Raw genomic sequence first — 26,340 nt, 5'->3', positions numbered from 1 at the left:
TTTAAACGCCTTCGGTCAATTCGTTTTCGCGATCAATTCTTTGCTGCTTTACTTTCAGCTGTGCCAGTTCATCTTCTGTTAAAAATTGAACTTTATAGCCGATAAACGCCATAATGATTCCAAGAATCGGAACTGCGTAATTGAGTACCGCATATGGAGCGTAGGCGAATGGATGGACCGCCAGCGTTGCCAGGATAAAGACTCCGCATGTGTTCCATGGAATGAACGGAGAAGTCAAGGTTCCGCCATCTTCGAGCGCACGTGAAAGGTTTTTCGAATGCAGCCCCTTGTCCTGATAAGCTGTAGCGTACATTCTGCCTGGCAGAAGGATCGATATGTATTGCTCGGATGCCGTTGCGTTAGTGAAAAAAGCGGAAACGATGGTCGCCGCGATGAGGCTGCCGGCAGACTTTGCCACTCTCAATATTTGTGTGACGATGGCCTTCAGCATTCCTGTATGCTCCAAGATTCCGCCAAAAACCATCGCAAAAATGGTCAGTGAGACCGTAAACATCATCGAAGCAATGCCGCCGCGATTAAACAGCTCATCAACCATGTCATTGCCGGAAGCAATAACAAAGCCATCATGAAGTGCATTGACTGCCTCACCCACATTGCCTCCCTGCACCAGAATCTGGCACATAAAACCAAGAAACACACCAATCAGCAAAGCTGGCAGCGCCGGTACTTTCAATGCCACCAGTACGACAATCGCTGCAGGAACCAACAGGAGCCAAGGTGAGATAAGAAAGTTGCTGTCTAATGAGGACATAATTCCTTGTATGTTCGCTTCATCAATCGCTGTACCGCCAAATTGACGCCCAAGGAAAAAATATACGACCAGGGCAATGACCAATCCCGGAACGGTAGTATAGGTCATATGCCGAATGTGTTCAAATAAATTTGTATTGGTAATGCCAGCTGCCATGTTCGTTGTATCCGAAAGCGGCGACATTTTATCACCAAAATAAGAGCCGGAGATGACCGCTCCAGCGACCATTGCGGCCGGGATTCCCATACTTATGCCAATTCCCATGCCAGCGACGCCAATTGTCCCCATCGTCGACCAGGAACTGCCGATCGCAAGCGAGACAATTCCGCAGATGATGCAGATTGTCATTAGAAACAGAGCAGGCGTAATAATCTGCAGGCCGTAATAAATCATAGTGGCAATGATGCCGCCGCCAATCCACGATGCGATGATCATGCCAACCACGATAATAATCAGAATGGCAGGAAGAGCAAGCCGGATTCCTCTATAGGCCCCTTCTTCAATCGTCTCCCATTTATAACCGAGACGCCAGGCAATAACCCCAGCAACTATGGCTCCCAAAACTAATGGGATATGCGGACTGCCTTCGAATACAATAATGGTCACCGCCATTGCCGCAATCATGGTGATCAATGGGATAAGCGCCAATAAATATGGTGTTTCAATCTCTTGCTGATTTGTCTTCATCCTATGTATCCCCTTACTTGTAGTTTATGATCTAATATTACAGCAAAATTTGAACTAATCTATATTTTTATAAATGAACTGGAGAAGTTTTATCTTTAAACTATTCAAAGGGTCCAGATATCCCCTCCTAGTCGGTACTTTGCGCATGTTGGGACAATACTATACAAAAAATAAAAGCCATCCTTGAAAAGGACAGCAGTTCTTGGTATACAAAACGGCAATTAAGCTTGTTCTCCCAATGCTCGATAAATTTCACGTTCAAAAAACTTGCGGCGATGATCCGCTGATTTCTTTCTGGATACTATTCCATTTTTAAAAACACGTTTGCATAAATAAAACGGTGCCTCATCATTCTCTGCTACTTGCCACGTGCCATGGAGCGAGGGCTGTCCGCCAAAATCCACGATGAAATTTTGGCCGACAGGCACTAAAGGATACTTGCATTTCGCTTTGGCCGGTTTATCTACAGATGTCTTTTTCGGCATTTCCACAATCAACACTCCTTTCTATTGCTGGCTGCAACGAATAATTATATTTTGGAAGCTGCATCCCAAACGGCAGAGATCATCAATATGCATGGACAGCAGCTAAAATTATCATTTGAACCTCGCTATCATTTCTCTACTTTCCAATACCCGTTCTCCAAATGCCATCAAACTTTCGCCAATCCGGCTCTTTTGCCACAATACAGACATGTCGTAATGTTTTCGCCCATCTGAAGAGTGGTATTTAATAGGAACAGCTTTGTTTTGCAGCAAGTATTAAATGGTTCACTGGCAAGTGCTTTATTTGCATTGAACAGCAAAGCGTTATAACTTGTCCGGAGGTGCACCATGAAATTCCTGGAGTATTGGATTTACCTGCTATTGTCCATTTCTAAACTTTTTCTGTTCAGCTTGTATGCAGGGACTGAATTCCCTTTCAGCTTTTTCGTTCTTAATTTGGCCTCTATAGTCGTCTTATCCAGCTGGACGCTGTTGCTGGGCAGTAAAAAACGGCGTTGGGTTTTATTGGCGCTGCTATTCTTGCACAGCACTCTGCTTGTTTCGGATCTTTGGTATTATCGCTATTTCAGCGATCTCCTATCCATTGCTTTGCTTTCTGACATCACGCAGATGAGTGATGTCGGAGGCGGTTTTCTGACTTTGATCCAAATGAAAGATATCTTATTCTTTGCCGACTTGTTGATTTTTTCGGTGGTTCTTTTTGCCATCCGCAATCGACAAGATCTTGTAAGCCGCCGACAAAAAAGAGTTTTTGCCGGTGGAGGTGCTGCTCTGGGCCTTGCATTGTTTGTAATTCCTTTGGCAGCAAGCTATACCAACGAAGAGGAATGGCTGGTGGATGAACCTATTTCCAATATGCGCGAGTATTACCAGCTTGGATTTTGGGGTTACCACGGTTTGGATTTTGCTCAAGGTGTCGGATCTTTATTTAAGAATGACAGCGTCACTGCTGAGGAAGAATCCCAGATTCGTAAGCTGAATCCCAATACCCCTTCAGCTGTATCCGACTCAGCAAAGCCGAACATCATTGTCGTCCAGTTAGAATCGTTTCAAACTTCCGTGATTGATCAGCAAGTAAATGGCCAGGAACTGACGCCGAATTTAAATGCGCTAAAAGAAGAAACGCTGTTTTTCCCGTCGTTCTATCATCAAACGCACGAAGGCCGGACATCAGATGCGGAATTTATCACACTGACATCCTTGCACCCTTTGAAATCAGGTTCTGTCTATACGCAATACGCCGATAATGAGTTTGACGCGCTCCCGGAATTGCTGAAAGCCGCTGGCTACGATACTGCGGCTATGCATGCGTTTGAGAAGGATTTCTGGAATCGCGACGATTTCTACCAGAACATCGGATTTAACCAGTTCTTCAGCCAGACAGATTTTCCGGACAATCAGGAAATCGGCATGGCATTGAACGATGAAGATTTCTTGACCACTTCCATCGAATTGGCCGAACAGCTGAAAGAGCCCTATTTCGCCTTTATGGTTGCGCTGTCGAGCCATACACCATATGAAATACCGGCGGAACTGGAACAGTTGGATTTGACCGGTTATGAGGATCCATTGCTGAAGGGCTATTACGAAACCATTCATTATGTCGACGGAGCTGTAGGGTTAATGATTGAAGAACTAAAACAGAAAGATATGTGGGATGATTCCCTTGTCGTTTTCTATGGAGACCATGACAGCGGGTTGACTCAACCTCGCAGTGAAATGGCTAAGGAACTAGGGGCTGAAACTGAGGTCGAGTTGTTTGAGCTCGATCATCAGGTGCCACTTTTCATTAAACAACCTAACACGGATAAGGGAACCACCATTGAGGATACAGGAGGACAAATTGATATTGCCCCCACCATCCTTGATATTGTGGATATCGAGCCATCTTATATGCTCGGTCAATCTCTATTGGATGAAGACAGCAACTTGACGATTTTCCGCCACGGTGCGTTCCGCTACGAAGAGTTTTATTTCGAACCCGATTTGACTAAGCCTGGCGGCAGCGGAACCTGTTATGAAACTGCTTCAGGTGAAGAAGTAGGAATCGAGCAATGCAGCGAACAAATTGAAACGGCTGCCGATCAGCTCCGCATATCTGATCTGATCATTCAGAAAAACGCACTCCAAAAAATTGGCCAAAGCGAAAAGTGACAGAAAATCATCTTCGTGTAAAAACGGAGGTGTTTTTTTGCAGCGAACCGAGGTGCCTCAATGTCTTTTATCCCATATCCACTATATGATGGAATTACAAAGAACTGAGCTGCTATTTTTATAGAAAAGGAGGATGGCCATGAGAGCGCTGACAAAAATCCTGCTTTTGCTTGCCCTTATCGTCTTATTGAGTGCATGCAACGGCAATTCACAGGGCAGTGAAGCAAATGCTGGGCAATTGAACGAGGGCAATCCGGCACCGGCTTTTGAGTTGATGGATTTGGAAGGAAACCAGCAAAATCTCGCTGATTATGCCGGCCAAAAGGTTTACGTGAAGTTTTGGGCGTCATGGTGTTCTATTTGTTTATCGGGTATGGAAGAGTTGAATACATTAGCTGGCGAAGAAACGGATTTTGATGTATTGACTATTGTATCACCCGGCTCCAATGCTGAAAAAAGCACCGAGTCTTTCGCCAAATGGTTTGAAGGATTTCCAAACGCCGAAAACATCACCGTTCTATTGGACGAGGGCGGCACCTTTTTCGATGAATATGGCATAATCGGCTATCCGACTTCTGTCTATATTGGAACTGATGGAACACTTGTCAAAAGCATGACTGGACATTTCAGCAATGAAGAAATCAAGGCCACCTTCGAGACAATCCAATAATAGTCTAAACTTTTTTTAAACGCATGCTGCTCGCCTCCTGGCTTGTACAGCATGCGTTTTTTCTGTAAAACACTTTACTGCAGACATCTATTCTGTCTAAATGAAAGAATGAGGTGAACGGCATGGATAAAATGATTGAGCAACTATTCCTGGATTCAAAATCAGTGGACAAGAGCGCGAACTCGCTCGCCTATCAGCAAATTCTTATCCTGACCGAGAAAAAAGTCGATTGGACATACCAAATATGGGATCGTTTGCTTGAGGACTTGAGCCACCCAAACAATCACCAGCGTTCCAGGGCTGCCCAGTATTTAGCCAGCCTGGCCAAGAGCGATCCAGAAAACCGGATTCTCACGGATTTTCCGCTCCTTTGGCAAGTGACAAGAGATGAAAAGTTTGTCACGGCACGGCATAGCCTACAGGCGATATGGAAAGTAGCGCTGGCGGGACCCGATCAAAAGAAAATGGTACTCCAACACTTAATCGAACGCTTTCTTTCCTGTGAAGATGAAAAGAACTTCACACTCATTCGCTCAGATATTCTGCAGGGAATGCGGCAACTATATGATGAAACACATGATGAAAGGGTCAAGCAGAGCGCCATGGACTTGATCGAAAGAGTATATGATCCGAAATACAAGAAAAAGTACAAAACTATCTGGAAATGAAAACAAGCCGCCACCGAAATGTTTTATGGTGGCGGCTTGTTGTTTTTTGGAACCCGTTCTGGAGATTTTTCGTTATAAACTGAAATTCCAGTTTCAGGAGGCGTTTCCTCAGCATGTATACCTACAGTTCATTTGAAAACTCTGGCACATTCATTTTGCTTAGGCCAATGCTTTTTCTACTGCTCGCCGTGATGCTTGTTTTATTCACAGCATTGCTGATTCCCAAAATCCGCATAACTCTGCTAAATGGATTTGCGGTCATCAGCTTGTCGGCAGTTGCCGTACTTGTCGCGATTCAAGTCGTTTACTACCACGCCATCATTGTAGATGAAATCGGTCTTGGCGGCGATCCTGTTTCACTTTTGCTATTTCTTATTGTAGCTTTTTTTGCGCTGCTGAATATCCTGCTTTATTTTACGCTAAGCTTCTGGAAAGAAACTTTTTGCTAACCAGAACAATCATGCACACCATTAAAGGAAGTATACAGCTGCTTTCAGTTTTTCAAGAAATCCCCTTTCATAAAGGCCGGGTTCGGGTAGCTATAGAATCCCTCTCCTGTTTCTCTTCCGAGCTTTCCTTTGTCCAGGTACTCGCTCTTGAGCATATGTGCCAACTCCACAAACTTTGGGTTGCCGGTCGCTGCGGCTTTTGCTTTGACAATATTGTGGGCCGTGTTAATGCCGACCACATCCAAAATTGCAAAAGGTCCAAGCGGCGCACCGGTAGCAATCATCCATGTTTTATCAACCGTTTCAACATCAGCTACCTTTTTAACCAGCAGCAGTTCGGCGGCTTCCAGAAATGGCACCAACAAAGAATTTAAAATATAGCCTGGCTGCTCTTTATGCAGCGGCAATGGCACCATCCCGATAGCTTCCGCAAATTGGATCACGTCTTCAAACACCTGGCCAGCCGTTCCCGGATGCTTCATAATTTCAGCGGTGTTGTTGATGCGGATCGTATTGGCAAAATGCAGCGCCAAAAATTTTTCTGGCCGTCCTGTTGCTGCTGCAAATTGGCTTGGCAGCAGCGTCGAGGAATTGGTCACAAATACTGTTTTTTCAGGAGCTGCTTTGCCCAAGTCCTTGTAGAACGCTGTTTTTATGTCCGCGACTTCCGGAATTGCTTCGATCACCAAATCCGCATCAGCCACAGCTTCAGCCAAGTTTGTATGGAAAGACAACCGGCCATATGCAGCATCCAGTTGTGCTTCACTTGCACCCATGTCGTTTCGGTAGTTTTTCTTCAACTTTGCCAATCTTTTTTTTGAGCTTTCAATCGCACTATCATTGATGTCATAAATCGCCACATTGAATCCTTTAAAGGCTGTCTGATAGGCAATCTGGCTTCCCAAAACACCGCTGCCTGCAACTGTAATATTTTTATAGTCCATCATCATTCTCCTTTAAGTAAAATTATTAGATTTGTTGAACCAAAGACTCCATATTTTTACCGCATTTCCGGTGAACTTCCACAGAAAAATCAGAAGAAGTACTTAATGATTTAATCCGAAAAAAAAGGCAGCTTTGTCCGCACCGCTCTGTACAATGGCCCCAGCAGCTTGCGCAGCGCATGGACTGGAGGCACTGGACTCCTGCTATGCCACTGGATCCATTCCAAAGCAATCAGGCTCAATAACAGCCAGATGGCTCCTGCAATATAGCCTGCAATGACATCGCTCGGGAAATGGGCTCCGAGGTAGACGCGGCTGCTGCCGATCATTATAATAAGCACGCTCAAAACAACGACCGTCACCCACTGAATCCAGGGCCGTTGCCGCGTCCGAATCACCAAGTACATCACAAAACCATAGAATACTAAAGACCCCATCGAATGGCCGCTTGGGAAACTGTAGCCAAGTGCATCAATTTCAGCGTTGATGCTAGGACGTTCCCTGACGTAAAGATGCTTAAGTAGCAGCGTTAGGAGCGAACCGCCGCCCACTGCAATAACAAAAAACAGCATGCCCCATTTATCTTTCATTTGGAATCCCAAAACGGCCAAAATTATAACTGATGACAAGGTTAAAAACCAAACAGAACCCATTTCGGTGAAGATGAACATTACATTGTCCAAGGTTTCACTAGATCCTGCCTCCATCAAAGCAATGATTGCGCGATCAAACAACCCAAACTCTTTATCCATCACTTCTTCTGCCAACTCCGCAAACAATACAATAAACAAAGCCGCAATGCCCAGCCCACCAAGCAGCAGCAAAAAAGCCAGGCCAGCTATTTTTTCATTCTTATCCATTCTATCGCTCCCGCCTCTTATCTGATAATATACTTCTACCCTGTAGGGGCAAAAAGTATGTAAAGGAAAACGGGTCTTTCAAATCCTACTATTTGTTACAAGAGCTGCTGCATGGTACTTTTATCGTAAGACAAAGTTTATCACTCAGGAGCTGATAGTTTGAAACAGTTAACCGGAAAGACAGCGATCATAACGGGAGCGAACAGCGGCATCGGCTTGGAAGCCGCAAAAGCGTTTGCCGAACGCGGAGCACATGTCATCATGGCCGTGCGAAATACAAGAAAAGGCGATGCTGCCCGTGATCTGATCATAGATACCAACAAAGACGCACTCGTAACTGTGATGAAGTTGGATTTGGCAGACCTTGCCAGCGTCCGTGTATTTGCGGAAAGCTTTAAAAGCCAGCATAAGTCACTCGACTTATTGATTAATAACGCCGGCGTCATGACTCCGCCCTACTCGAAAACGAAAGACGGCTTTGAAATGCAATTTGGCAGCAATCACCTTGGCCATTTCGCGTTAACTGGCCTGTTGCTGCCTTTGCTGAAAAATACAGCAGAATCACGCGTCGTGTCCCTCAGCAGCCTGGCCCATAAAGGCGCCTCTATCGATTTTGATAATCTTGATGGCGCTAAAGGATACAAAGCGATGAGGTTTTATGGCCAAAGCAAGCTGGCCAATTTATTGTTTGCGCAGGAATTGGACAAGCGCTTCAAGCAAAACGATCTAAATAGCTTAAGCCTTGCCTGCCATCCAGGTATTTCTGCAACCAATCTGTTTAAGTTTGGCAAGCGCGATGCTCCAAAGTTAATGAAAACGCTCATGCATAACTTTCTGCAGCCGCAGGAAATGGGCGCTTTGCCGACTGTTTATGCGGCCACTGATTTACGGCTCATAGGCGGTGAATATATCGGACCCGACGGCAAAGGCCAGCGCAAAGGCTATCCGACATTGGACACGCCCCATGCAGCGGCCGGAGATGAAGCCGTTTCAAGAAAGCTTTGGGAAGTCTCAGAACAATTGACCGGAGTGAAATTTGATTTTAACGAACCAGTTATACAATAAGAAAAGCCGCTTTCATGTTCTTCCATGAAAGCGGCTTTTCTTATACAGTAGACCTTTGGAGCAAGCAGCAGTTATTCCTTAATGGATATTGAACGGTATTTATCAAGAAAATCCTCAATTACTGCGCGGTGGCTGCCGACCATTTTTTCCGGCAGCCCGTCCGGAGAGAAAAACTTGAAGCTCAAAGATTCTTTTTTATCGACGATCAGCTCGCCGTGGTAATCTTTTGAATAATAGGCTACCGTCACAACATAAAATTCATCGCCGTTTTCTGCTACCACGAAATGCTGCGGACCAGAATAGACATTGATCAGCTGCAATGCTTCAACTGTTAGTCCCGTCTCTTCCATGACTTCCCGCTTCGCTGTGTCCTCTGTGGATTCTCCCAGCTCCATCAGTCCGCCTGGAAGACCCCACAAGTCTTTTGGGAATTTCCGCTCTTCCAACAGCAGCCGTCCGTCGCTATCCACAATCACCACTACAGCTCCTACAAATATGAGCGGCCGGTGACCAACAACTGCCCGCAATTCTTCTATATAGCCCATCTTCTGAAAACCTCTCATTTTTAGTCTTGTACTGGCCAGATTTTAACCGCGCATCCGCTTCTTAAATCCCCACACCGCAATTCCGAAAATGACCGCTGTATATGCCATTACCCAGAGCATAGGTATAAACACTGCCCCATAATCGCCTGCAAAAATCGCGCGTGACGCATCGACGGCATGTGCGAATGGCAGCAAGTAAGCGACTCGCTGGAAAGTGCCCCCAATCATATCAAGTTCAAACCACGTTCCGCTTAACCAAGTCGTGATGTTGACGAAAATTGCAAACATCGCCCCCACTTGCCGGTCTGTGAAAAAAGTGCCAAAGAACAGGCCAAATCCGATATAAAGAAGCGAAATGATTGAAAGCACCCCAACAGCCGGGATGGCATCAATAGTGAATGGCATTCCCAACAGCAGAGCGGTTCCATAGCAGGCAGTTATCTGAAGAAACGCAATCGGCAGCAGCGGCAAGGCATATCCCGCAAGGTAATCAGTCGCTGCCATCGGAGACGCGAATATCCTCATCAAAAACGAGCTGCTTTTATCACGGCCAATGAGCATGCCTGTAAACAAAGTAATAAACGAAAAACTGAACACGATGATGGCAGGTGCCAGTTTTTCCAGGGTGAAAAGATCGAAGGGCATATTTTCAGCCATCATCGAAAACAGCCACAGCATCAGCAGCGGCAAAACCATTCCAAAAAGCAGCGTCATCGGATCACGTAAAATTTCTTTGCGGTTGCGCTCGGCAAATGTCAAAGCCCTCATTGGATTTCCGCCTCTGCAGTCAATTGGAGAAAGATATCCTGCAATTTGGCTTGGCCTGTCTGCTCTTTTAACTCTTCAAGAGTACCAAGTGCATGCAGCCTTCCTTTATGCATAATGCCGATGCGGTCCGCCAATGCTTCCACTTCCTCCAAATAATGAGTTGTCAAAATAATGGTGATCTGCCCTTTTAAATCCAGTAAAATTTGCCACAGGTCTAACCTGGCCCGGACATCAAGCCCCACTGTCGGTTCGTCGAGGAAAATGATTTCCGGTTCTGAAATCATTGCCATCGCGATGCTCAAGCGACGCTCCAAACCTCCAGACAAGGTCCTTCCTTTGCTTTTGGCACGATCCATTAAACCGAACTTATCCATCAGCCCCATTGCTTTTTGTTCTGCTTCCCTTTTATCACTGCCATAAATCTTTGCAATAAACTCCAGATTTTCTTTTACGGTAAGATTGCGTGCAACCGCGGTTTCCTGCGGTGAAATGTTCAGCTTTTTCTTCACAGCCTGCGGGTTTTCAACAATGCTGTCACCCAGCATAATGGCATCCCCGCTTGTCGGTTTCATCAAGCAGCTCAATAACTTGATGGTCGTGGTTTTACCTGCTCCATTTTCACCTAATAGCGCAAAAAATTCTCCTTGCCCGATTGTCAGCGAAAGATGATCGACAGCAATCCGACCCTTGAATGTTTTGGTTAGTTCCTTAATCGCAATTTCCATAGATCCGCTATCGCCTCCTTTTCTCCATTCTAACGTCTGGCATCGCCAATGAGTAACAAAGCGGTAACGGCTAAAGCTTTTTTCAGAACATGAGAAAAAAAGATAAAAAAAATTCAAAATATCGTAGTAATTATTTGCCTTTAGTAATATAATTTAGTCATAAACAATGAACCCCTATTTCATGCGGCCGCATAAAAAGAGTTCATTTATAGCTTTGTTGGATTTGTCTGTGACGTTTTTCGAAGACTGCTGGGACGTACACAAATCTATCAATCAAAAGGAGAAAAAGAAGATGAAAAAGCTGTTGATGATCTTGTTTACTGTTGTACTCGTATTCGGTTTTGCCTCCGGCTCATTGGCGAGCAGCGGCAATGACGACAGCAATGTAACGAAAACCGTGACGTTTGAAAAAGGCGTTACAACCATTGTAACTACGACAGTTGATGTAAGCCATGACAAAGAGGTAAAAGAGAAGAAATCCACTGATACTTCAACTGTTAAAAAATCCAAAAAAGCGGTTTCCGAAAAAGTTGATGTGGTGGTAACCAAAGAAAAACATCCAACCAACCATAAATTATACCGGGACGTCAAAACCGCTACGACCTACAAAGTCGTCAAACTCACTAAATGGGACGAAGTGACAAAAACGACCAAAATCAAAACCACCATTACCCCTGTCAAGATCATTAAGACGACTGTCAACACTTTGAAACATAAAGGTGCACCTGGCAGCAACGGCAAGGTGATCAGTGATGAAACCACAGTTGATAAAGATAAAAAATTCGGGGAACCGAAAGTGAAAGTGACGACCAAAAAATCCGTCTCAAAAGAAAATGTCAAAACCTCCACAAGCAAAAAAGCCATTGATAAAAAAGTGACTTACAGCGAGTGGAAAAAATATCATTAACCACAACTTGAAAAGAGGTTCCATCAGTCAATTGATGGAACCTCTTTTTTTGTTGAAGATGTTTCCAAATAGCGCAAAATACCGATAAAATAATCCTTAGAGATTCCAGTTTGTCTGGGATAATGGAATTGAAGGGAGTGATCTTTTGCTTACAGGAAAAACGGCCATCATCACAGGCGGCAATAGCGGCATCGGCTTTGAAACTGCAAAAGGTCTGCTGGCAATCGAAGCACGTGTTATTCTGGCTGTCCGCAATACCGAAAAAGGAAACAGAGCGCGCGCCGCATTGATGGAGCTCCATCCCTCTGCCCAAATTGACGTCATGAAACTTGATCTGGCTGACCTTGAATCGATTCAGGCGTTTGCCGAAGAGTTCAGAAACGCCTTTGATAAACTCGACATATTGATCAATAACGCAGGCATCATGGCTCCTCCTTATTCAAAAACGAGAGATGGTTTTGAACTGCAGTTCGGCAGCAATCACCTTGGCCATTTTGCGTTGACTGGCCTATTAATGCCTTTGTTGGCAAACACACCAGGTTCGCGTGTAGTGACCGTCAGCAGCCGTGCACATAGCCGCGGCTCTGTCGACTTCGCCAATCTCGACGGATCAAAAGGCTACCAGGCGAAAAAATTCTATAACCAAAGCAAATTAGCCAATTTGTATTTCGCGATGGAGCTCGATAAACGTTTAAAAGAAAATGGACTTCAAACAATCAGCGTGGCTTGCCACCCCGGCGTTTCTGCCACTAATATTCTAAAGTTTGGACAAAGGGAAATTCCAACTTTCTTTAAAAGCATCGCCAATCTTTTTCTCCAGCCGCCGGACATGGGCGCTTTGGCAACAATCTATGCAGCAGTTGACGCCCATCTCACAGGAGGCGAATACATCGGCCCTGTCGCTCAATTTCAACGACGAGGCTATCCAGCACTGGGAACGCCGCACGCCAATGCAACCGATCAGGAGATTTCCCTCAGACTGTGGGAAGTATCGGAAAATTTGACAGCAGTTTCATATGATTTTGAACGTCTGGAATAAAATTCACTGGCTTTGGGGCCATTTCCATAAGTCTTTCCAAAAAATTTTGGCACCAGACATATTGTTTTGCTTCCTAGGGAATACTTAAAGCAAGGTCTGAAGTTAATACTCTCTACACCAATTTTTCATTATAAATGGAGGAATTTATAGCATGAGCAAAAAAAGCATCATTGTCGGCGGCGTTGAACTAAAGTGGGATTTGGAAACTGGAGAGGCTCTTTTTGAAGGCAGAGACGTCGTACTCTTTTGGACAAGTGCCATGGAAACTTTTTTTGACACGATCAAAGACATCTCAGGAATTGAAGCGACGCAGCTCGTATTGGAAACAACCGGATTCCGCCAAGGCGTCATCGTGGGTGAAGGATTTAAGGATATGAAGCACATCGATACTTCAAACGTGGTCGAGTGGATTTCCAATACATACGCACCTGCAGGTTGGGGAAAAGTTGAAATTGTTGAAATGGACGTTGAAAAAAACACCTTTACCATGCATATCCAGAATGATTGGGAATACAAAATGAACTTGCTGAAAAATAATAATGCGGAAGGCATATTTGTGCCTTCCCATTATGCAGGTGTCTTGACGGGTTTGTTCGGCAGCAACTTCTGGTACAAAACCATTCAATATCAGAACGAAGACACCCCTTACAGCATTGTTGAATATTTCCCTTCCGAAGTGACGGTCCAGCAAAACATTCATGAGCTGTCCCGAAAACAGGAAGCTGATCAAATCCGAAAGCTCGAAGCACTTGTCGACGACCATACAAAAGCTCTGCAAAGTTTGGTCAAGGAACTTTCTTCTCCTATTATTCCCGTTCTTGAAGGCATTATTGTCGTTCCGATGATCGGCAGCTACGACGAACAGCGGACAGAGGATTTAATCTTTAAAACCTTGACTGAGCTTCCGAAGCATAAAGCTCATTACCTACTAATTGATTTGACCGGTTTGAATCAGCATATTACAGAGCATACAGCTTCCCTTATCGATAAACTCGGCGCTTCTGCCAGGCTTCTGGGAACAGAGGTCATTCTCGTCGGCATTTCACCTGAATTGGCAATCATCATTGCACAATCCCAGAACAGCTTGAAGACTTTCGAATCGCTGCAAAGCTTGCAGCATGGAATTTATTACGCGCTTGGCCGCAGCGGACGAAAAATTATCTGATGCACCGAGCCAGATATCCGTTCAATATCGTTTCTTCCTGGAGACATGCTCTCCGGAAAAGAATATAATAGTTTTTGTCTGTTTCTGACTGCAGACAGGATAGCCATTGGCCACATCAATGGTTCATGGAGGAGATCAATTGAACGCAAAAGCTTTTTCACTGGCATTATTCTCTGTTTTAATATGGGGCTCTTCTTTTGCAGCTATAAGAGTTGGCCTGCAGGGCGGCTATGATGCTGGACAGAATGTACTCGTCCGCTTCCTCATTGCTTCGGCCCTGTTCCTTATTTTCGCTCTGTGGCCAGGAACGAAATTCCGCCTTCCTCAAAAAGGCGATGCCATCCGAATTCTTATATTGGGATGGATCGGCATCAGTATTTACCACATCTTCGTTACGTTCGGCATGGAGACAATCTCTGCCGGCACAGCCGGCATGCTGGTCGGTTCCGGTCCCATCTTTACGGCGCTGATTGCGGCATTTGTCTTGAAGGAACGGCTGACAGGTCTTGGCTGGATCGGCCTTGGAATTGGCTTTATCGGCATCTTGTTTATTGCTTTCGGATCTGCAGGCGCTTCTCTTACACTGACAAATGGAGCCCTGCTCGTATTGATCGCGGCGTTTGCATCTGCTATTTTCTTTGTTTTTCAAAAACCGCTGCTGACACGCTATTCGGCGATTGAACTGACTGCCTACTTTACATGGGCCGGCACTTTGCCGTTTCTCATTTTCTCGCCGGGACTGTTTACCGCCATGCAGGGAGCTACGTCGGAAGCGCATCTGGCTACATTGTACGTTGGCCTGTTTCCTGCAGCAATCGCTTATGTAACTTGGGCGACTGCTTTATCACTGGCCAATGCCAGCTCTGTTTCAAGCCTGATCTACCTGGAACCGGCTGTGGCAATCCTCGTTGCCTGGATGTGGCTGCATGAACTGCCGACTCCTCTGTCGCTTATTGGCGGAGTTATCGCAATTGGCGGAGTCATGATCGTCAATCTGATGGGCCGGAAACGTCGGGTGCTTTCCGGAAAAACAGCAGATTCTTCGTTATAACTTCAAAACAGCGCCATTTGGATCTTGTCCAAGTGGCGCTGTTTTTATGGTTGTCGGATTACTCTTCGACCCGGAACCAGCCCGGAGCATTCGTGACCATATTCCACAGGTCTTCCGGAATATCGAGCTGTTCTTTTTTGCTCAAATGGATTGCCTGGAAAATCTCCTCATCGCGGCTCCCTTTGACTTTTGCCAACCAGTCCGGATCCATGATCAGTGCATGGCCAAGCGATACGAGCGGCGTGATTTCCAACGCTCTCTTTACTTGTTCAAGCGTCTGCAGACCACCTACACCGATTACCGGCACCCGTTTGCCAATATGCTCTTGGATCATTTCCACACGCGATCGGCTGTCTTCCGAGCGGATCGATCCGCCGAAAAATTTGCCCACGGATATGTGGATATAGTCGATGCCCTGGTCTGCGATGGCAGTCAAAAACGCTAGGGTATCATCCATCGTGATGCCCGGCTCTTCCCGCTCTTCCGGACTGATGCGATAACCGACCACGAATGGTTTATTGGCGTGCTCGGCGACAGCTTCCTGAATCGACCGGATGACCGCCAGCGGAAACGCCATGCGCGCTGTAACATCTCCTCCCCATTTGTCGGTGCGAATATTCGAGTGCGGCGAGAAAAATTGCTGAACCAAATAGGTATTCGCGCCGTGGATTTCCACGCCATCAAAGCCTGCCTCAATGGCGCGCCTTGTTGCTTCTCCGAACGCAGCAATCGTTGCTTCGATTTCTTCTGGCGCCATTTCACGAGGCGTTGCTGCATTGGGGCGCGGAGCCGGAACAGCACTTGCCGAAACCGGCTGCTCGCCTTTCAACAGCTCTTTGTTCGACATGCGTCCAGCATGGTAAAGCTGAAGAATCGCTTTTGCGCCGCCATCTTGAATCGATGCAGCCAAGCGCGCCAGACTGTCAATCCGTTCGTCACTGTCTGCGCCAAAAGGGTTGAGAAATCCCACGCCAAGCGGCTCAACATGCGCACAGGCTGTTATGACAGCACCCAGTCCGCTTTGGGAACGGCGCTTGTAATAAACCAGCTCTTGTTCTGTAACATCGCCATTTTGATCTGAGGACGATGTTGTCATCGGTGCCATCAGAACACGATTTTTAAGGGTCAGCCCGGACGTAAAAGAGAACGGTTCGAATATACTTTGTGTAGTAATGGTCATGAAAAATTCCTCCTTGGCTATTCTTTTACCCATCTGGAGGCGTATGCAAGCCTTTGCCTCTACTACTTTCCATGGTACCGGAAGGCTGAGCAAAAAGAGTCAGATATGCTTAGTTCCAGCCTAAATTCAGTCCTTTGACTGAAATGCCAAAAGCCGTCCAGTAACTGCAAGTCTGCTGGACGGCTCATTATTTCTTTCTTCTCTATTTGACAATGCTGTAATAGGTTTTTGAAGTAAGGCGATAGATAACCCAGTAGATGGCCGCAAATGCGATGACGACACCGACAAATGACAACAGCCAAGTGGTTTCATTCGTTACGCCAAAAATCAGCAGCAGCTTCCGGACAATCGGATAAGCGAAGATAACATGAATCGTAGCGATGACAATCGGCAGCACAAACATCCAGACAATCTGGGATCGTGTGGATTCCTGAATCGTTTCCCTATCGAGGCCGACCTTCTGCATGATTTGGAATTTCTCCCGGTCATCAAATCCTTCTGATACCTGTTTGAAATACGTGATCAACACAGTGCCAATTGTAAACAGCAGGCCGAGGAATATCCCCAGAAACAGGAAGCCCCCGTTCATTCCATACCATTCTTCGCGCTGAAGCAAACGCGAGTCGTAAAGGTTGCTGCCTCCTGCCCCCAAGCCATATTCGCCGTTGAATTGTTTGGCCAATGCTTCTTTCTGCTCTTCAGTGCCAGAGGTATTCCAGCCGACTTCCGCATCAATGGTCAAATAGTTGGTTTCTGGATATTGTTCTTTAAAATCTTCCTGTATTTCCAGAAGATGTGAAGCATCGGGCACAACGATCGCCATGGATTCGACTAAATCCATATCCTCCCCGAACTCATTGGCTACTTCCGCCACCCGGTATGTCTTATTGCCGAGTGTCAGTTCACTGTCTGTATATGCATTTGTTGAATGGTAATAAAGGGCTGCATCGTCATCCAGCGTATAGGATTTACCCGTCATCCCATTAAAATCTTCAAGCGGAAGAACCATCAGAACGGTCGGATTTTCTTGGTCTGCATAACTTTCATCAAAAACAAATTCATTGCCCTGCACCCCGCCAAAGAAAGTCGCGTACCGGTAACTCTCACTTTCTGTCACTTCCAGCCCTTCAGCATTGACGGTGTTCTGAACTCGATCCTGAAGTTCGAAAAAGCGCGTATTCATTTCCTCGACATCTTCGACATCCCCGAAAAGGGTCATGTTGTTTTCGTATGGAAAGCGGTTTTCCAAAGTTTCCTCTGCCCCGATAAAAATGGTTAAAGTCGTCGAAACCGCAATAATGACCATCGACGCCAGGATGCAAATGTTTGCGAGCCCGACGGCGTTCTGCTTCATGCGGTAAAGCATGCCAGAGATGGAAATAAAAGCGCCAGGGCGGTAATAAATCTGTTTGTTTTTCTTTAAGGCTTTCAAAATAAAGATGGAACCCGAAATGAACAATAAGTAGGTGCCGATGATCACCAGCAGCACTGCCAGGAAAAATTTTGTAATGGCTTCGAGTGGATCTGGAATCGTCACGGAAATCCCATAGCCCCAAGCTAAAAAAACAAGTGACAGGATAAAGAGGATAATCGAGCCTTTCGGTTCTTTTTCCCCTTCCTGCTTTCCTTTCAGCAACTTGATCGGATTGGCAAAAGTAAACTGGCTGACATTGTATAAAAAGGTGATGCCGAAAATTGCCAGAAACAAACCGACCGTGGCCAGTACTATCAAGCTCGACGTCGAATAAATAATGTCTACAGGCAACCTGACCATGTAATTTAGCAGCATGAAAAACAGCCGTCCAAAGATCAACCCGCCCACCAGTCCTGCGGCAATACTTAAAATGCTCGTGAAAACTGTTTCAAAAAACAAGATTTTCGCTACATGCTTTTTCTCAAGCCCTAAAATGCCATACAGGCCAATTTCTTTTTTTCTCCTTTTAATGAGAAAGCTGTTTGTATAAAGAATGAAGATGACCGAAAAAATGCCGATCACTACCGTACCCAGCACAAATAACGGGGACAAAGAACTTGATCGTTCCTGCACGAATTCATTGTCCAATAAAGAAGCCATCAAGTAAAACATCATGATAATAGTGATTGAAGACAGTAAATACGGAATGTACAATTGTTTATTTGATTTGATGTTGCGCAATGCCAGCGATGAGAAAAAACGGTTATTCATCCTGCTCACCCCGGCTGGACAAGACTTTCAGCGACTTCGAAATGCGGTCCATAAATTGTTCAGCTGGCGCGTCGCCCCGGTATATCTCATGGTAAACTGCCCCATCCCGGATAAAGAGGATGCGGTTAGAAAAGCTCGCTGCCTGTGCACTGTGCGTCACCATCAAAATCGTCTGGCCGGCTTCGTTAATGCCTTTAAGAATTTCCATCAGGTTTTGGGAAGCCTTCGAATCGAGTGCTCCTGTCGGTTCATCCGCCAAAATGATTTTCGGTTGGGTGATCAAAGCCCTCGCCACCGCAACCCGCTGTTTCTGTCCGCCTGAAACTTCATAAGGAAACTTATCGATATGGGCTTCAATTCCAAGATTTTTCACAATCGGCATCAGCCGTTCTTCCATTTCCTTCACCGGTGTTTTCGACAGCACCAGCGGAAGCAGGATATTGTCTTTGATGGTGAAATTGTCCAACAGGTTAAAGTCCTGGAATATAAAGCCAAGTGTATTTCTGCGGAATGCGGAAATCTCTTTGTCTTTGATTTTCGATAACGGGCTGCCCTCCAAAAAAACTTCTCCTGATGTCGCGTCATCCAATGTGGAAATGATGTTCAGCAGCGTCGTTTTGCCTGAGCCCGACTCCCCCATAATGGAAACAAACTCGCCAGCCTCTATTGAAAAGTTGACGGTCGTCAGCGCTTCTGTCTGCTGATTCGAAAATCGTGCTGTATATACTTTCTTTAAGTTCTTGATTTCTAATAAGGTCATTGCCAACCCCTCCTTGCTTTTAATCATACGGCAGGATCGGATGGGCTGCCTGTACCTATTCTTACAAACAGAAAGGCAATCTTACGGTTTCGTAAGATCTCTTGGAAAAGAGCAATTTTAATGACTTATATACGTTGAACTAAAGAAACCAGCTTTTATCCATCGCTTCCCCTAGCCTCACGCGCCGGCGCTAAGTGAAGGAATAAATTCAAAGCAAGCCTAAGTTTCCTGCTGTATTCATAAAAGATATGGAGCAAATCAGCAGAGACTCCGAAGGGAGCGGTACAGCGACATACAAAATATTCAATCAAAAACCTGCAAATCCGCACGCGACATATCGATGGCAACACGGGTTCCCTGGTCCGGCAGTGAGTCAATCATAATGCGGTGCCCTAAACGCTGGCAGATTTTTTTGCTGAGGAACAGGCCAAGGCCCGTGGACTTTTCATGGAGGCGGCCATTCATGCCGGAGTAGCCTTTGTTAAAAATCTTCGGCAGATCTTCTGAACGGATGCCAATGCCGGTATCTTCGATAATCAGCGTTTCTGAATGCGCCGAATCCCGGTAGATCGAAATCGTTCCTTGCGGCGTATATTTCAGGCTGTTCGACAAGACCTGTTCAAGCAGATTTTGCAGCCACTTGCCGTCCGACAGCACTTTCATTTCAAGCGGCTGATAATCGAGACGGATGCCTTTGTAGATGAACAGGATGGAATATTTTTTGACGGCTTTTTTAACGAGTTCATCCACATCAACCAGCGATAAATCCAAATCTGTTCCAGACTCTTCCAGCTTGATGTAATTGAGCGCCATGTGCGTATAATCCTCAAGGCGCACCAATTCCTGCGAAATTTGTTTTGCTTCTGCCGCCTTTGAACTTTGGGTCAAGAGGCTGATGGCAGCAATCGGCGTCTTGATCTGATGAAGCCACAACGTAAAATAATCCAGCTGATCGGTTTGGCGCTCGGCATGTAGATTTTCCGATTCCCGCAGCTGTCCAAGCAAGGTTTCCATCTTTTCTATATAGAGGCGGTCAACAGGTCCGGAAATGGATTGTAGATCTTCCAGGCTGGAGGCGGTCACGAGGTCCAGGCTGCTGATCAGCTTATAGCGCTTGGCATATTGAAAGTAATGGATAAACAAATAAATCAACAGCAGAAATGCCGACACTTGCATGCTGTAGAAAAACAAACTCAGCGGCTGTCTGTTCAAAAAGTATATCACTCCAAAAATGATTGCCATTCCGGCAAACAAAAACAGCTGGGGCCGCACCGACAGCAGAAAACTTTTAAACAAAGCCCCTCTGGATTCTCTATGCATGAGCAGCCTCCTTATTCAATGCATAACCGATGTTCTTTTTAGTCAGGATGAAATCAGCAAGACCGGCTTTCGCGAGCTTTTTTCGCAGCCGAGCGATATTGACAGCCAATGTATTGTCGTCGATGAACGATTCGTCTTCCCATAGCTTGACCATGATTTCTTCTCTTGTGACATAGTCGCCTTTTTGAAGAAACAGGAGTTCCATAATTTTCAGTTCGGTGCGCGTCAAGTCTACTTCCTCATCATCCACGAACAGCTTTGATTCGCCCGGCTTCAAAAGTGTCCGGTTAAAACTCAGGAAGTTGTCCGATTCTTTAAAATCGTAGGTTCTTCTGAGCAGCGCCTGCGTTTTTGCAACTGCCACCGTCAAATCGAAAGGCTTGGGAATAAAATCGTCTGCGCCCATTTGAATGGCCATCACAATGTCCATATTCTCGTTGCGGGAAGAAATGAAAATAATCGGCACTTGTGAAACCTTTCGAATTTCCTGGCACCAGTAATAGCCGTTAAAGGAAGGCAGCTGAATATCCAACAGGATCAGCTGGGGCGATTTGGACTTGAACTCTTCCAGCACCCGGCTGAAATCATCTGCCAAGAACGCTTCGTAATTCCACTTTTCCAGTTCTTCTTTCAATATTCCTGCAATCGTTAAATCGTCTTCTACGATCATGATTTTGAACATCTTATCATTCCAATCTTTTCATCTGTATTGAATTAAAGGTGTGGAAGAAGAAATCGCTCCAGGTGGACGCTTTCCGAGAGGTACGGCTTCGCTGCTATCACAGGAGCCGCCACGTTCCACTCTTTCTTCTCAGTGTAGCGAAGTTTCTTCCAGTCGACCATCAAAAACAAACCACCTCCAATTGTGGGGACAGTCTCACAATGGAAGGTGGTTCGCTCAGCTCTCTTATTGTTTGGTTTTCATGTATTCGTGGTGGCCTTTTTTGAAAAAACCGTACCATTCATCAATTTCTTCCTGTGGTGCCGCGTTTAAAGCCTCAAGCACTCTTTTTCCAAATTCCAAAAATGCCGAGCCGTTGGCGGTGATGATGTTTCCGCTCCGAACAGCTTGCTGCTGCAAGTAGCCGGCTTCATTGCTGTAGCTGTCACCTGCTGTTTGTTTCAAGTCTTCCAAGTAGTTGCTGGTATGCGGAATATCATTAAGCAGTCCGCTTATCCCCAAGAACACCGTCGCATCACAAATTGCTCCGAGTACAACGTCCTTTTCCAGAGCTTTGTCGACAAGGTCCATGACCTGCTTGCTTTCTTCTTTACGCCAGGAATTGCCGCCAATCAGGATCAATCCGGCAAACTCCTCCGGCACATCGTCCAACCCGTAATCCGGCAGCACCGTAAAACCGCCGATCGATTTGATCGGATCTTTCGTCAAAGACACAGTTTTCACGTCAAATTGCTGCCCCTGCCCTTCAGGTTCTTCGTTCAGCGCAGCCGCCAGTGAAGCCGCTTCCCAATCTGCATATTCGTCCAGCAAGACAAAAAGAACTTTTTTGTTGCTCATGCTGTTCTCTCCTTTCGCTTGAATATTCACTTTCTTAATAACTGGATTATAGCACATGCCGATTACTCAAACAGCTGGGACATGATCATCCACTCAAGAGGGTATAATAAGAATAAATCCTCGATAAAAAAGGAGAATTTATGATGAATAAAAAAGAACTAACCCATACCGGATGGCAGCTGGACGACAGCTATTCACGCCTGCCTGAAATTTTTTACAGCAAATTTACCGTCAATCCTGTGCGTTCGCCAAATCTCGTGATTTTAAATGAGGCACTGGCAGAAACACTTGGACTGAATGCTGAAGATTTGAGAAGTGAAGACGGCGTTGCCATTCTTGCCGGAAACCGGGTTCCTGAAGGCAGCGTGCCGCTTGCCCAGGCCTATGCAGGACATCAATTCGGCAACTTTACGATGCTTGGCGACGGCCGCGCCTTACTGATTGGTGAACAGCTGACGCCTTCTGGCAAGCGGCTGGATATTCAATTAAAAGGATCCGGCAGAACCCCTTATTCCCGCGGCGGCGATGGGCGTGCAGCGCTTCGGCCAATGCTGCGTGAATACTTGATCAGCGAAGCGATGCATGGCCTCGGCATCCCGACGACCCGCAGCCTGGCAGTCGTGGAAACCGGTGAAATGGTCCGCCGTGAAACAGCGCTTCCGGGTGCTGTCATGACACGCATTGCCGACAGCCACCTGCGCGTTGGCACTTTCCAGTATGCAGCTCGATTCGGCACGAAAGAGGATGTCAAAACGCTGGCTGACTATGCGCTGGCACGCCACTTTCCTCATGTCCAAGATGCTTCGAACCCCTACTTGGCGCTTTTCCAGGAAGTCATCAAGCGGCAGGCAGCTTTGATTGCAAAATGGCAGCTCGCCGGTTTTATTCACGGCGTCATGAATACCGACAACATGGCGATCAGCGGCGAAACGATCGACTACGGACCTTGCGCATTTATGGACAGCTTTGATCCGAAGACGGTCTTCAGCTCGATTGATGTCCAGGGCCGCTATGCGTATGGCAATCAACCGATGATCGCCGGATGGAATCTGGCGCGCTTTGCGGAAAGCCTTCTGCCTTTGCTGCACGATACTCCAGAAGAGGCGGTCAGCATGGCTCAAGAAGAACTGACCCAGTACATCGAGCAGTTCCAGAGCCACTGGCTTGCCGGCATGCGGAAAAAGCTCGGGCTCTTTAGTGAAGAGCCTGAAGACATGGCATTGGCGGAAGAGCTGCTGAATTTGATGCACGCACACACTGCCGATTACACCAATACGTTCCGTGCCTTGACCTTCGACAAGCTGCAAGGCAGCAATTTATTTGATGCACCGGAATTCAAGGAATGGCACAGTTCTTGGCAGGCACGCTTGGATCGCCAGGAAGGATCGCCGGAAGCAAGACAGCAACTGATGCGCGACAGCAATCCGGCAGTCATCCCCCGCAACCATCGTGTGGAAGAAGCTCTAGAAGCGGCTGAGTTCCGAGGAGATTACAGCGTCTTGCACCGGCTGCTTGAAGTTCTGGCCAATCCGTATGCCCACTCACCCGAACAAGAGGCCTATGCACAGCCACAAGAGCCAGAAAGCGGGTACCAGACTTTCTGCGGGACGTGATGATTTCCTGCGGCCCGGCGAAGAGACTAAATCCAATCGGACGCTGAGCCCGATTGGATTTAAACAACTATTCTTATCGTGGCATATACAAAGCCACCTTAAATAGTAAAAAAATTCTTTTTGTAGTTTCCCCTTTATATTGTTACAATATTCAGTGAAAGGGTTTCTTTGCTGTAAATTTTTTAAGATGAAGGATTAACCTGTCAAAAAATTTATCTAAGGAGCTGGGACGATGAATCAGGAACAAATGGAATTTGTAAAAAATGGACAAGGTTTTATCGCTGCGCTTGACCAAAGCGGCGGCAGCACACCGAAAGCATTGGCGCTTTACGGCGTATCGGAAGACCAATACTCAACGGAAGAAGAAATGTATGACTTGATCCACGAAATGCGGACGCGCGTCATGACGGCCCCTTCCTTCAATTCCGATTCGATTATCGGCGCAATCCTTTTCGAGCAGACGATGGACCGTAAAGTGGAAGGCCATTATACGCCTGACTATTTATGGCAGGAAAAAGGCGTTGTGCCTTTCTTGAAAGTCGATAAAGGTCTGGCAGATGAAGAAAACGGCGTTCAGGTCATGAAGCTGATTTCAGACTTAGACGATGTATTAAAACGCGCCAACGAACGAAATATTTTTGGGACAAAAATGCGTTCCGTGATCAAGGAAGCAAATCCGGAAGGCATCCGAAAAGTAGTCGAACAGCAATTTGAAGTCGGCAAACAGATTCTTGCAGCCGGACTGGTGCCGATTCTGGAACCTGAAGTCGATATCAACAGCAAAGACAAAGAGCAATCCGAAAAAATCCTCAAAGAGGAAATGCTGAAGCACCTCGATCAGTTGAGTGAAGATCAGAACATCATGATCAAAATCACCATTCCAACCGTCGATAATTATTACAAGGAATTGATCGATCATCCACGCGTACTTCGTGTAGTTGCACTATCAGGCGGCTATAAACGTGACGATGCCAACAAAAAATTGGCAGCCAATGAAGGTCTCATTGCCAGCTTTTCCCGTGCTTTATCCGAAGGCGTCAACGCCAGCCAGTCGGATGAGGAATTCAATACAATGCTGGATAATTCCATCAAAGGCATATACGAAGCTTCCATCACTTGAAAACCACAAAAATGTGCCCCGTCGCCTTGATTGGCAGCGGGGCATATTTTTGTGCAGGTTGGCCTAATAGCGGCTCTCTGGAATTTTCCGGAACCATTCGAATTCGCTGATGTGCAGTTCACGCAACTGGTATTTCATAATTTTCCCCGAAGAATTACGCGGCAGGGAATCAGCAATGAGGTACTTACGCGGAATCTTGTACCCAGGCAACTGCTCCAGGAAATAATCCATCAATTGTTCTTCGTCGATCGTCTCTCCTTCTTTCGGAACGATGATCACACCAACAATTTCTCCCCACTCCTCTTCCGGCAATCCAACTGTTGCGGCTTCGGCCACTTGCGGATGGCCATTGATGACCCGTTCCACTTCGATGGAATAAATATTTTCTCCGGCAGAAATGATGCGATCCGCTTTGCGGTCCACAAGCGAGATAAATCCATCTTCGTCGATGGTTGCCAAGTCCCCGGTCAACAGCCAGCCGTTTTTGAACGCTTCTCCAGTTTCCTCTGGTTTGTTGTAATATTCCTTCATAACCAGATCGCCCTTGATGACAAACTCCCCGATAGTTCCAGGTTGAACGTCCAGAAATTCCTCATTCACCACGCGAACTTCCGTGAAGTACATCGGCTTGCCACCGGAACCTAATTTGTATTCATGCTGCTCCGGCAATAGAAAGACCCCGCCAGGACCGCCTTCAGTCAACAAACAGAGATTGTAGAATTGCTGGTGGCCGAAAAAGTCCATCGCCTTTCTCACGAGATCCGGATCAATCGGATCTGAACCGTACATGCATTTGGTGACAGAAGACAATTCGGCTGCTTCTGTATCTGGTACTTCCAGCAATGTACTGTACATATCCGGCAAACCGAAGAAAACAGTGACTTGGAATTCATTGATGGCTTGAATCGCCTTTTCTGGATGGAAGTCACGCAGGATGACGTTCGATGTTCCAAGCAAAATGCCAGTCACCAGAAATAGATTCAATTGAGCAGAGTGAAAAAATGGCACGGCATGCAAAAGACGGTCGTTGGCACCAATTTCAGCTCCAAAGACAAATGACATACTGACATTGACGATACGCTGATGATCAAATACAGCACCTTTAGGCTTCCCTGTAGTGCCGGAAGTATACAGAATTTCAGCGTCATCGGTGCTCAGCACTTCAATAGAAGGCTCCAGTGCATTTTCACTCAGCACACTTTCCCAGTTCAGATATTCTGAGCTGCCAGATGTCGGGAAGACAATGACCTGCTGAAGCAACTCAGCCTGTTTTATCCCTTCTGCGATCACTCGCTCAAATTCTGTATCACAGAAGATAAACCTGCTTTCTGATTGCTCGAAAATATAGCCGCTTTCATCCGGACTCAGCAGGCAATTGACCGGTACAACAACACCACCGGCCTTTAATACTGCAAAAAAAGCCAGAACATAATAATCAGAGTTTTTCATAAAGAACGATACCTTATCGCCTTTTTGCAGCCCTGTTTCAATCAGTCCATTGGCCAGCCGATTTACTTCTTCGTTCAGTTCCTGATACGAATACATCCGGCCATCACAAGTGATGGCCATTTTATCTGGAAAACGCTTTGCGTTCTGCCTGAGTGGGGCCGTGATGTTCATTCCATCTCCTCCTTCTGCTGTCAATTGAATGCGCTAATAACCAACTCT

At 46.2% G+C, this 26,340-nt stretch carries 25 protein-coding genes; 11 read left to right on the top strand and 14 right to left on the bottom strand.

The features are described 5' to 3' along the window. Position 1 precedes the first annotated feature (1 nt). On the bottom strand, positions 2–1,459 hold the full coding sequence (gene nhaC, locus QOZ98_RS07410) for a Na+/H+ antiporter NhaC (RefSeq protein WP_308786844.1): 1,458 nt from the start codon (positions 1,457–1,459) through the stop codon (positions 2–4). Between the two features lie 221 nt (positions 1,460–1,680). Beyond that, the gene (locus tag QOZ98_RS07405; protein WP_308786946.1) at positions 1,681–1,944 is read right to left on the bottom strand and encodes a hypothetical protein; all 264 of its coding nucleotides are present in this window, start codon (positions 1,942–1,944) and stop codon (positions 1,681–1,683) included. Between the two features lie 348 nt (positions 1,945–2,292). Between QOZ98_RS07405 and QOZ98_RS07400 the strand changes: the two genes are divergently transcribed. The 4 genes from QOZ98_RS07400 to QOZ98_RS07385 all read left to right on the top strand — a co-directional run bounded on the left by QOZ98_RS07400 (position 2,293) and on the right by QOZ98_RS07385 (position 5,906). Beyond that, entirely contained in the window at positions 2,293–4,119 is a 1,827-nt protein-coding gene (locus tag QOZ98_RS07400; protein WP_308786843.1) for an LTA synthase family protein, read from the top strand. 139 nt (positions 4,120–4,258) lie between these two features. Continuing rightward, complete coding sequence (locus QOZ98_RS07395; RefSeq protein WP_308786842.1) at positions 4,259–4,789, top strand: TlpA family protein disulfide reductase; 531 nt, start codon at positions 4,259–4,261, stop codon at positions 4,787–4,789. Positions 4,790–4,911: 122 nt separating this feature from the next. Continuing rightward, entirely contained in the window at positions 4,912–5,457 is a 546-nt protein-coding gene (locus QOZ98_RS07390) for a hypothetical protein (protein ID WP_308786841.1), read from the top strand. A 113-nt stretch (positions 5,458–5,570) separates the two neighbouring features. Next, positions 5,571–5,906: a hypothetical protein gene (locus QOZ98_RS07385; protein WP_308786840.1), complete on the top strand. Its 336-nt coding sequence runs from the start codon at positions 5,571–5,573 to the stop codon at positions 5,904–5,906. Between the two features lie 44 nt (positions 5,907–5,950). Here QOZ98_RS07385 and QOZ98_RS07380 read toward each other — a convergent pair whose 3' ends face one another. Both QOZ98_RS07380 and QOZ98_RS07375 read right to left on the bottom strand, forming a co-directional pair. After that, positions 5,951–6,850, bottom strand: coding sequence for a 3-hydroxyacyl-CoA dehydrogenase (locus QOZ98_RS07380; protein WP_308786839.1), 900 nt, complete (start codon positions 6,848–6,850; stop codon positions 5,951–5,953). 110 nt (positions 6,851–6,960) lie between these two features. Next, the gene (locus tag QOZ98_RS07375; protein WP_308786838.1) at positions 6,961–7,710 is read right to left on the bottom strand and encodes a phosphatase PAP2 family protein; all 750 of its coding nucleotides are present in this window, start codon (positions 7,708–7,710) and stop codon (positions 6,961–6,963) included. A 159-nt stretch (positions 7,711–7,869) separates the two neighbouring features. Here QOZ98_RS07375 and QOZ98_RS07370 point away from each other — a divergent pair, with 159 nt between their 5' ends. Then, entirely contained in the window at positions 7,870–8,775 is a 906-nt protein-coding gene (locus tag QOZ98_RS07370) for an oxidoreductase (protein WP_308786837.1), read from the top strand. A gap of 71 nt (positions 8,776–8,846) precedes the next feature. Here the strand turns inward: QOZ98_RS07370 and QOZ98_RS07365 are convergent, their stop codons facing one another. From QOZ98_RS07365 to QOZ98_RS07355, 3 genes are read right to left on the bottom strand one after another with little or no spacing between them, the layout of a single operon-like run. Beyond that, entirely contained in the window at positions 8,847–9,320 is a 474-nt protein-coding gene (locus QOZ98_RS07365) for an NUDIX hydrolase (protein WP_308786836.1), read from the bottom strand. 42 nt (positions 9,321–9,362) lie between these two features. Continuing rightward, positions 9,363–10,088, bottom strand: a complete 726-nt coding sequence (locus QOZ98_RS07360; RefSeq protein ID WP_308786835.1) for an ABC transporter permease — start codon at positions 10,086–10,088, stop codon at positions 9,363–9,365. Beyond that, positions 10,085–10,813 (bottom strand): ABC transporter ATP-binding protein, encoded by a 729-nt coding sequence (locus QOZ98_RS07355; RefSeq protein ID WP_308786834.1) that lies wholly within the window; start codon positions 10,811–10,813, stop codon positions 10,085–10,087. Before QOZ98_RS07355 ends, QOZ98_RS07360 begins: the two co-directional genes overlap by 4 nt. 292 nt (positions 10,814–11,105) lie before the next feature. Here QOZ98_RS07355 and QOZ98_RS07350 point away from each other — a divergent pair, with 292 nt between their 5' ends. The 4 genes from QOZ98_RS07350 (at position 11,106) to QOZ98_RS07335 (ending at position 14,975) form a co-directional block, all read left to right on the top strand. Next, a complete protein-coding gene (locus QOZ98_RS07350; protein WP_308786833.1) occupies positions 11,106–11,720 on the top strand; it encodes a hypothetical protein in 615 nt (204 codons plus the stop codon). A 145-nt stretch (positions 11,721–11,865) separates the two neighbouring features. After that, the gene (locus tag QOZ98_RS07345) at positions 11,866–12,759 is read left to right on the top strand and encodes an oxidoreductase (RefSeq protein WP_308786832.1); all 894 of its coding nucleotides are present in this window, start codon (positions 11,866–11,868) and stop codon (positions 12,757–12,759) included. 151 nt (positions 12,760–12,910) lie between these two features. Next, complete coding sequence (locus QOZ98_RS07340) at positions 12,911–13,924, top strand: STAS domain-containing protein (protein WP_308786831.1); 1,014 nt, start codon at positions 12,911–12,913, stop codon at positions 13,922–13,924. A gap of 139 nt (positions 13,925–14,063) precedes the next feature. Continuing rightward, the gene (locus QOZ98_RS07335; protein ID WP_308786830.1) at positions 14,064–14,975 is read left to right on the top strand and encodes a DMT family transporter; all 912 of its coding nucleotides are present in this window, start codon (positions 14,064–14,066) and stop codon (positions 14,973–14,975) included. A 58-nt stretch (positions 14,976–15,033) separates the two neighbouring features. Here the strand turns inward: QOZ98_RS07335 and QOZ98_RS07330 are convergent, their stop codons facing one another. The 6 genes from QOZ98_RS07330 to QOZ98_RS07305 all read right to left on the bottom strand — a co-directional run bounded on the left by QOZ98_RS07330 (position 15,034) and on the right by QOZ98_RS07305 (position 21,939). After that, entirely contained in the window at positions 15,034–16,155 is a 1,122-nt protein-coding gene (locus tag QOZ98_RS07330; protein ID WP_308786829.1) for an NADH-dependent flavin oxidoreductase, read from the bottom strand. Positions 16,156–16,357: 202 nt separating this feature from the next. Next, positions 16,358–18,340 carry an ABC transporter permease gene (locus tag QOZ98_RS07325; RefSeq protein ID WP_308786828.1) on the bottom strand — a complete coding sequence of 661 codons (1,983 nt, stop codon included), beginning with the start codon at positions 18,338–18,340 and terminating at the stop codon, positions 16,358–16,360. Then, complete coding sequence (locus tag QOZ98_RS07320) at positions 18,333–19,100, bottom strand: ABC transporter ATP-binding protein (protein ID WP_308786827.1); 768 nt, start codon at positions 19,098–19,100, stop codon at positions 18,333–18,335. The genes QOZ98_RS07325 and QOZ98_RS07320 overlap by 8 nt, the downstream gene beginning before the upstream one ends. A 303-nt stretch (positions 19,101–19,403) precedes the next feature. Beyond that, positions 19,404–20,420 carry a sensor histidine kinase gene (locus QOZ98_RS07315; RefSeq protein ID WP_308786826.1) on the bottom strand — a complete coding sequence of 339 codons (1,017 nt, stop codon included), beginning with the start codon at positions 20,418–20,420 and terminating at the stop codon, positions 19,404–19,406. Beyond that, positions 20,413–21,102 carry a response regulator transcription factor gene (locus QOZ98_RS07310; RefSeq protein ID WP_308786825.1) on the bottom strand — a complete coding sequence of 230 codons (690 nt, stop codon included), beginning with the start codon at positions 21,100–21,102 and terminating at the stop codon, positions 20,413–20,415. Before QOZ98_RS07310 ends, QOZ98_RS07315 begins: the two co-directional genes overlap by 8 nt. Positions 21,103–21,327: 225 nt before the next feature. Beyond that, positions 21,328–21,939: a type 1 glutamine amidotransferase family protein gene (locus tag QOZ98_RS07305; RefSeq protein WP_308786824.1), complete on the bottom strand. Its 612-nt coding sequence runs from the start codon at positions 21,937–21,939 to the stop codon at positions 21,328–21,330. A gap of 140 nt (positions 21,940–22,079) precedes the next feature. Here QOZ98_RS07305 and QOZ98_RS07300 point away from each other — a divergent pair, with 140 nt between their 5' ends. Both QOZ98_RS07300 and QOZ98_RS07295 read left to right on the top strand, forming a co-directional pair. Further along, the gene (locus QOZ98_RS07300) at positions 22,080–23,552 is read left to right on the top strand and encodes a protein adenylyltransferase SelO (protein ID WP_308786823.1); all 1,473 of its coding nucleotides are present in this window, start codon (positions 22,080–22,082) and stop codon (positions 23,550–23,552) included. Positions 23,553–23,784: 232 nt separating this feature from the next. Then, positions 23,785–24,672: a fructose bisphosphate aldolase gene (locus QOZ98_RS07295; RefSeq protein ID WP_308786822.1), complete on the top strand. Its 888-nt coding sequence runs from the start codon at positions 23,785–23,787 to the stop codon at positions 24,670–24,672. A 63-nt stretch (positions 24,673–24,735) separates the two neighbouring features. Here the strand turns inward: QOZ98_RS07295 and QOZ98_RS07290 are convergent, their stop codons facing one another. Beyond that, positions 24,736–26,292 (bottom strand): class I adenylate-forming enzyme family protein, encoded by a 1,557-nt coding sequence (locus QOZ98_RS07290; RefSeq protein WP_308786821.1) that lies wholly within the window; start codon positions 26,290–26,292, stop codon positions 24,736–24,738. Positions 26,293–26,340 lie beyond the last annotated feature (48 nt).

The organism is Planomicrobium stackebrandtii (assembly GCF_030814955.1).
Lineage (GTDB): Bacteria > Bacillota > Bacilli > Bacillales_A > Planococcaceae > Planococcus > Planococcus stackebrandtii.
This window is presented reverse-complemented; position numbering and strand designations above follow the sequence as displayed.

Excerpts from the sequence above, each read along its gene's own strand:
- QOZ98_RS07315 (WP_308786826.1), bottom strand. The coding sequence starts at position 20,420 with ATGCATAGAGAATCCAGAGGGGCTTTGTTTAAAAGTTTTCTGCTGTCG.
- QOZ98_RS07355 (WP_308786834.1), bottom strand. The coding sequence starts at position 10,813 with ATGGAAATTGCGATTAAGGAACTAACCAAAACATTCAAGGGTCGGATT.
- QOZ98_RS07310 (WP_308786825.1), bottom strand. The coding sequence starts at position 21,102 with ATGTTCAAAATCATGATCGTAGAAGACGATTTAACGATTGCAGGAATA.
- QOZ98_RS07405 (WP_308786946.1), bottom strand. The coding sequence starts at position 1,944 with ATGCCGAAAAAGACATCTGTAGATAAACCGGCCAAAGCGAAATGCAAG.
- QOZ98_RS07385 (WP_308786840.1), top strand. The coding sequence starts at position 5,571 with ATGTATACCTACAGTTCATTTGAAAACTCTGGCACATTCATTTTGCTT.
- nhaC (WP_308786844.1), bottom strand. The coding sequence starts at position 1,459 with ATGAAGACAAATCAGCAAGAGATTGAAACACCATATTTATTGGCGCTT.
- QOZ98_RS07395 (WP_308786842.1), top strand. The coding sequence starts at position 4,259 with ATGAGAGCGCTGACAAAAATCCTGCTTTTGCTTGCCCTTATCGTCTTA.
- QOZ98_RS07300 (WP_308786823.1), top strand. The coding sequence starts at position 22,080 with ATGATGAATAAAAAAGAACTAACCCATACCGGATGGCAGCTGGACGAC.
- QOZ98_RS07360 (WP_308786835.1), bottom strand. The coding sequence starts at position 10,088 with ATGAGGGCTTTGACATTTGCCGAGCGCAACCGCAAAGAAATTTTACGT.
- QOZ98_RS07365 (WP_308786836.1), bottom strand. The coding sequence starts at position 9,320 with ATGGGCTATATAGAAGAATTGCGGGCAGTTGTTGGTCACCGGCCGCTC.
- QOZ98_RS07330 (WP_308786829.1), bottom strand. The coding sequence starts at position 16,155 with ATGACCATTACTACACAAAGTATATTCGAACCGTTCTCTTTTACGTCC.
- QOZ98_RS07400 (WP_308786843.1), top strand. The coding sequence starts at position 2,293 with ATGAAATTCCTGGAGTATTGGATTTACCTGCTATTGTCCATTTCTAAA.
- QOZ98_RS07305 (WP_308786824.1), bottom strand. The coding sequence starts at position 21,939 with ATGAGCAACAAAAAAGTTCTTTTTGTCTTGCTGGACGAATATGCAGAT.
- QOZ98_RS07340 (WP_308786831.1), top strand. The coding sequence starts at position 12,911 with ATGAGCAAAAAAAGCATCATTGTCGGCGGCGTTGAACTAAAGTGGGAT.
- QOZ98_RS07380 (WP_308786839.1), bottom strand. The coding sequence starts at position 6,850 with ATGGACTATAAAAATATTACAGTTGCAGGCAGCGGTGTTTTGGGAAGC.
- QOZ98_RS07325 (WP_308786828.1), bottom strand. The coding sequence starts at position 18,340 with ATGAATAACCGTTTTTTCTCATCGCTGGCATTGCGCAACATCAAATCA.
- QOZ98_RS07375 (WP_308786838.1), bottom strand. The coding sequence starts at position 7,710 with ATGGATAAGAATGAAAAAATAGCTGGCCTGGCTTTTTTGCTGCTGCTT.
- QOZ98_RS07295 (WP_308786822.1), top strand. The coding sequence starts at position 23,785 with ATGAATCAGGAACAAATGGAATTTGTAAAAAATGGACAAGGTTTTATC.
- QOZ98_RS07320 (WP_308786827.1), bottom strand. The coding sequence starts at position 19,100 with ATGACCTTATTAGAAATCAAGAACTTAAAGAAAGTATATACAGCACGA.
- QOZ98_RS07390 (WP_308786841.1), top strand. The coding sequence starts at position 4,912 with ATGGATAAAATGATTGAGCAACTATTCCTGGATTCAAAATCAGTGGAC.
- QOZ98_RS07290 (WP_308786821.1), bottom strand. The coding sequence starts at position 26,292 with ATGAACATCACGGCCCCACTCAGGCAGAACGCAAAGCGTTTTCCAGAT.
- QOZ98_RS07350 (WP_308786833.1), top strand. The coding sequence starts at position 11,106 with ATGAAAAAGCTGTTGATGATCTTGTTTACTGTTGTACTCGTATTCGGT.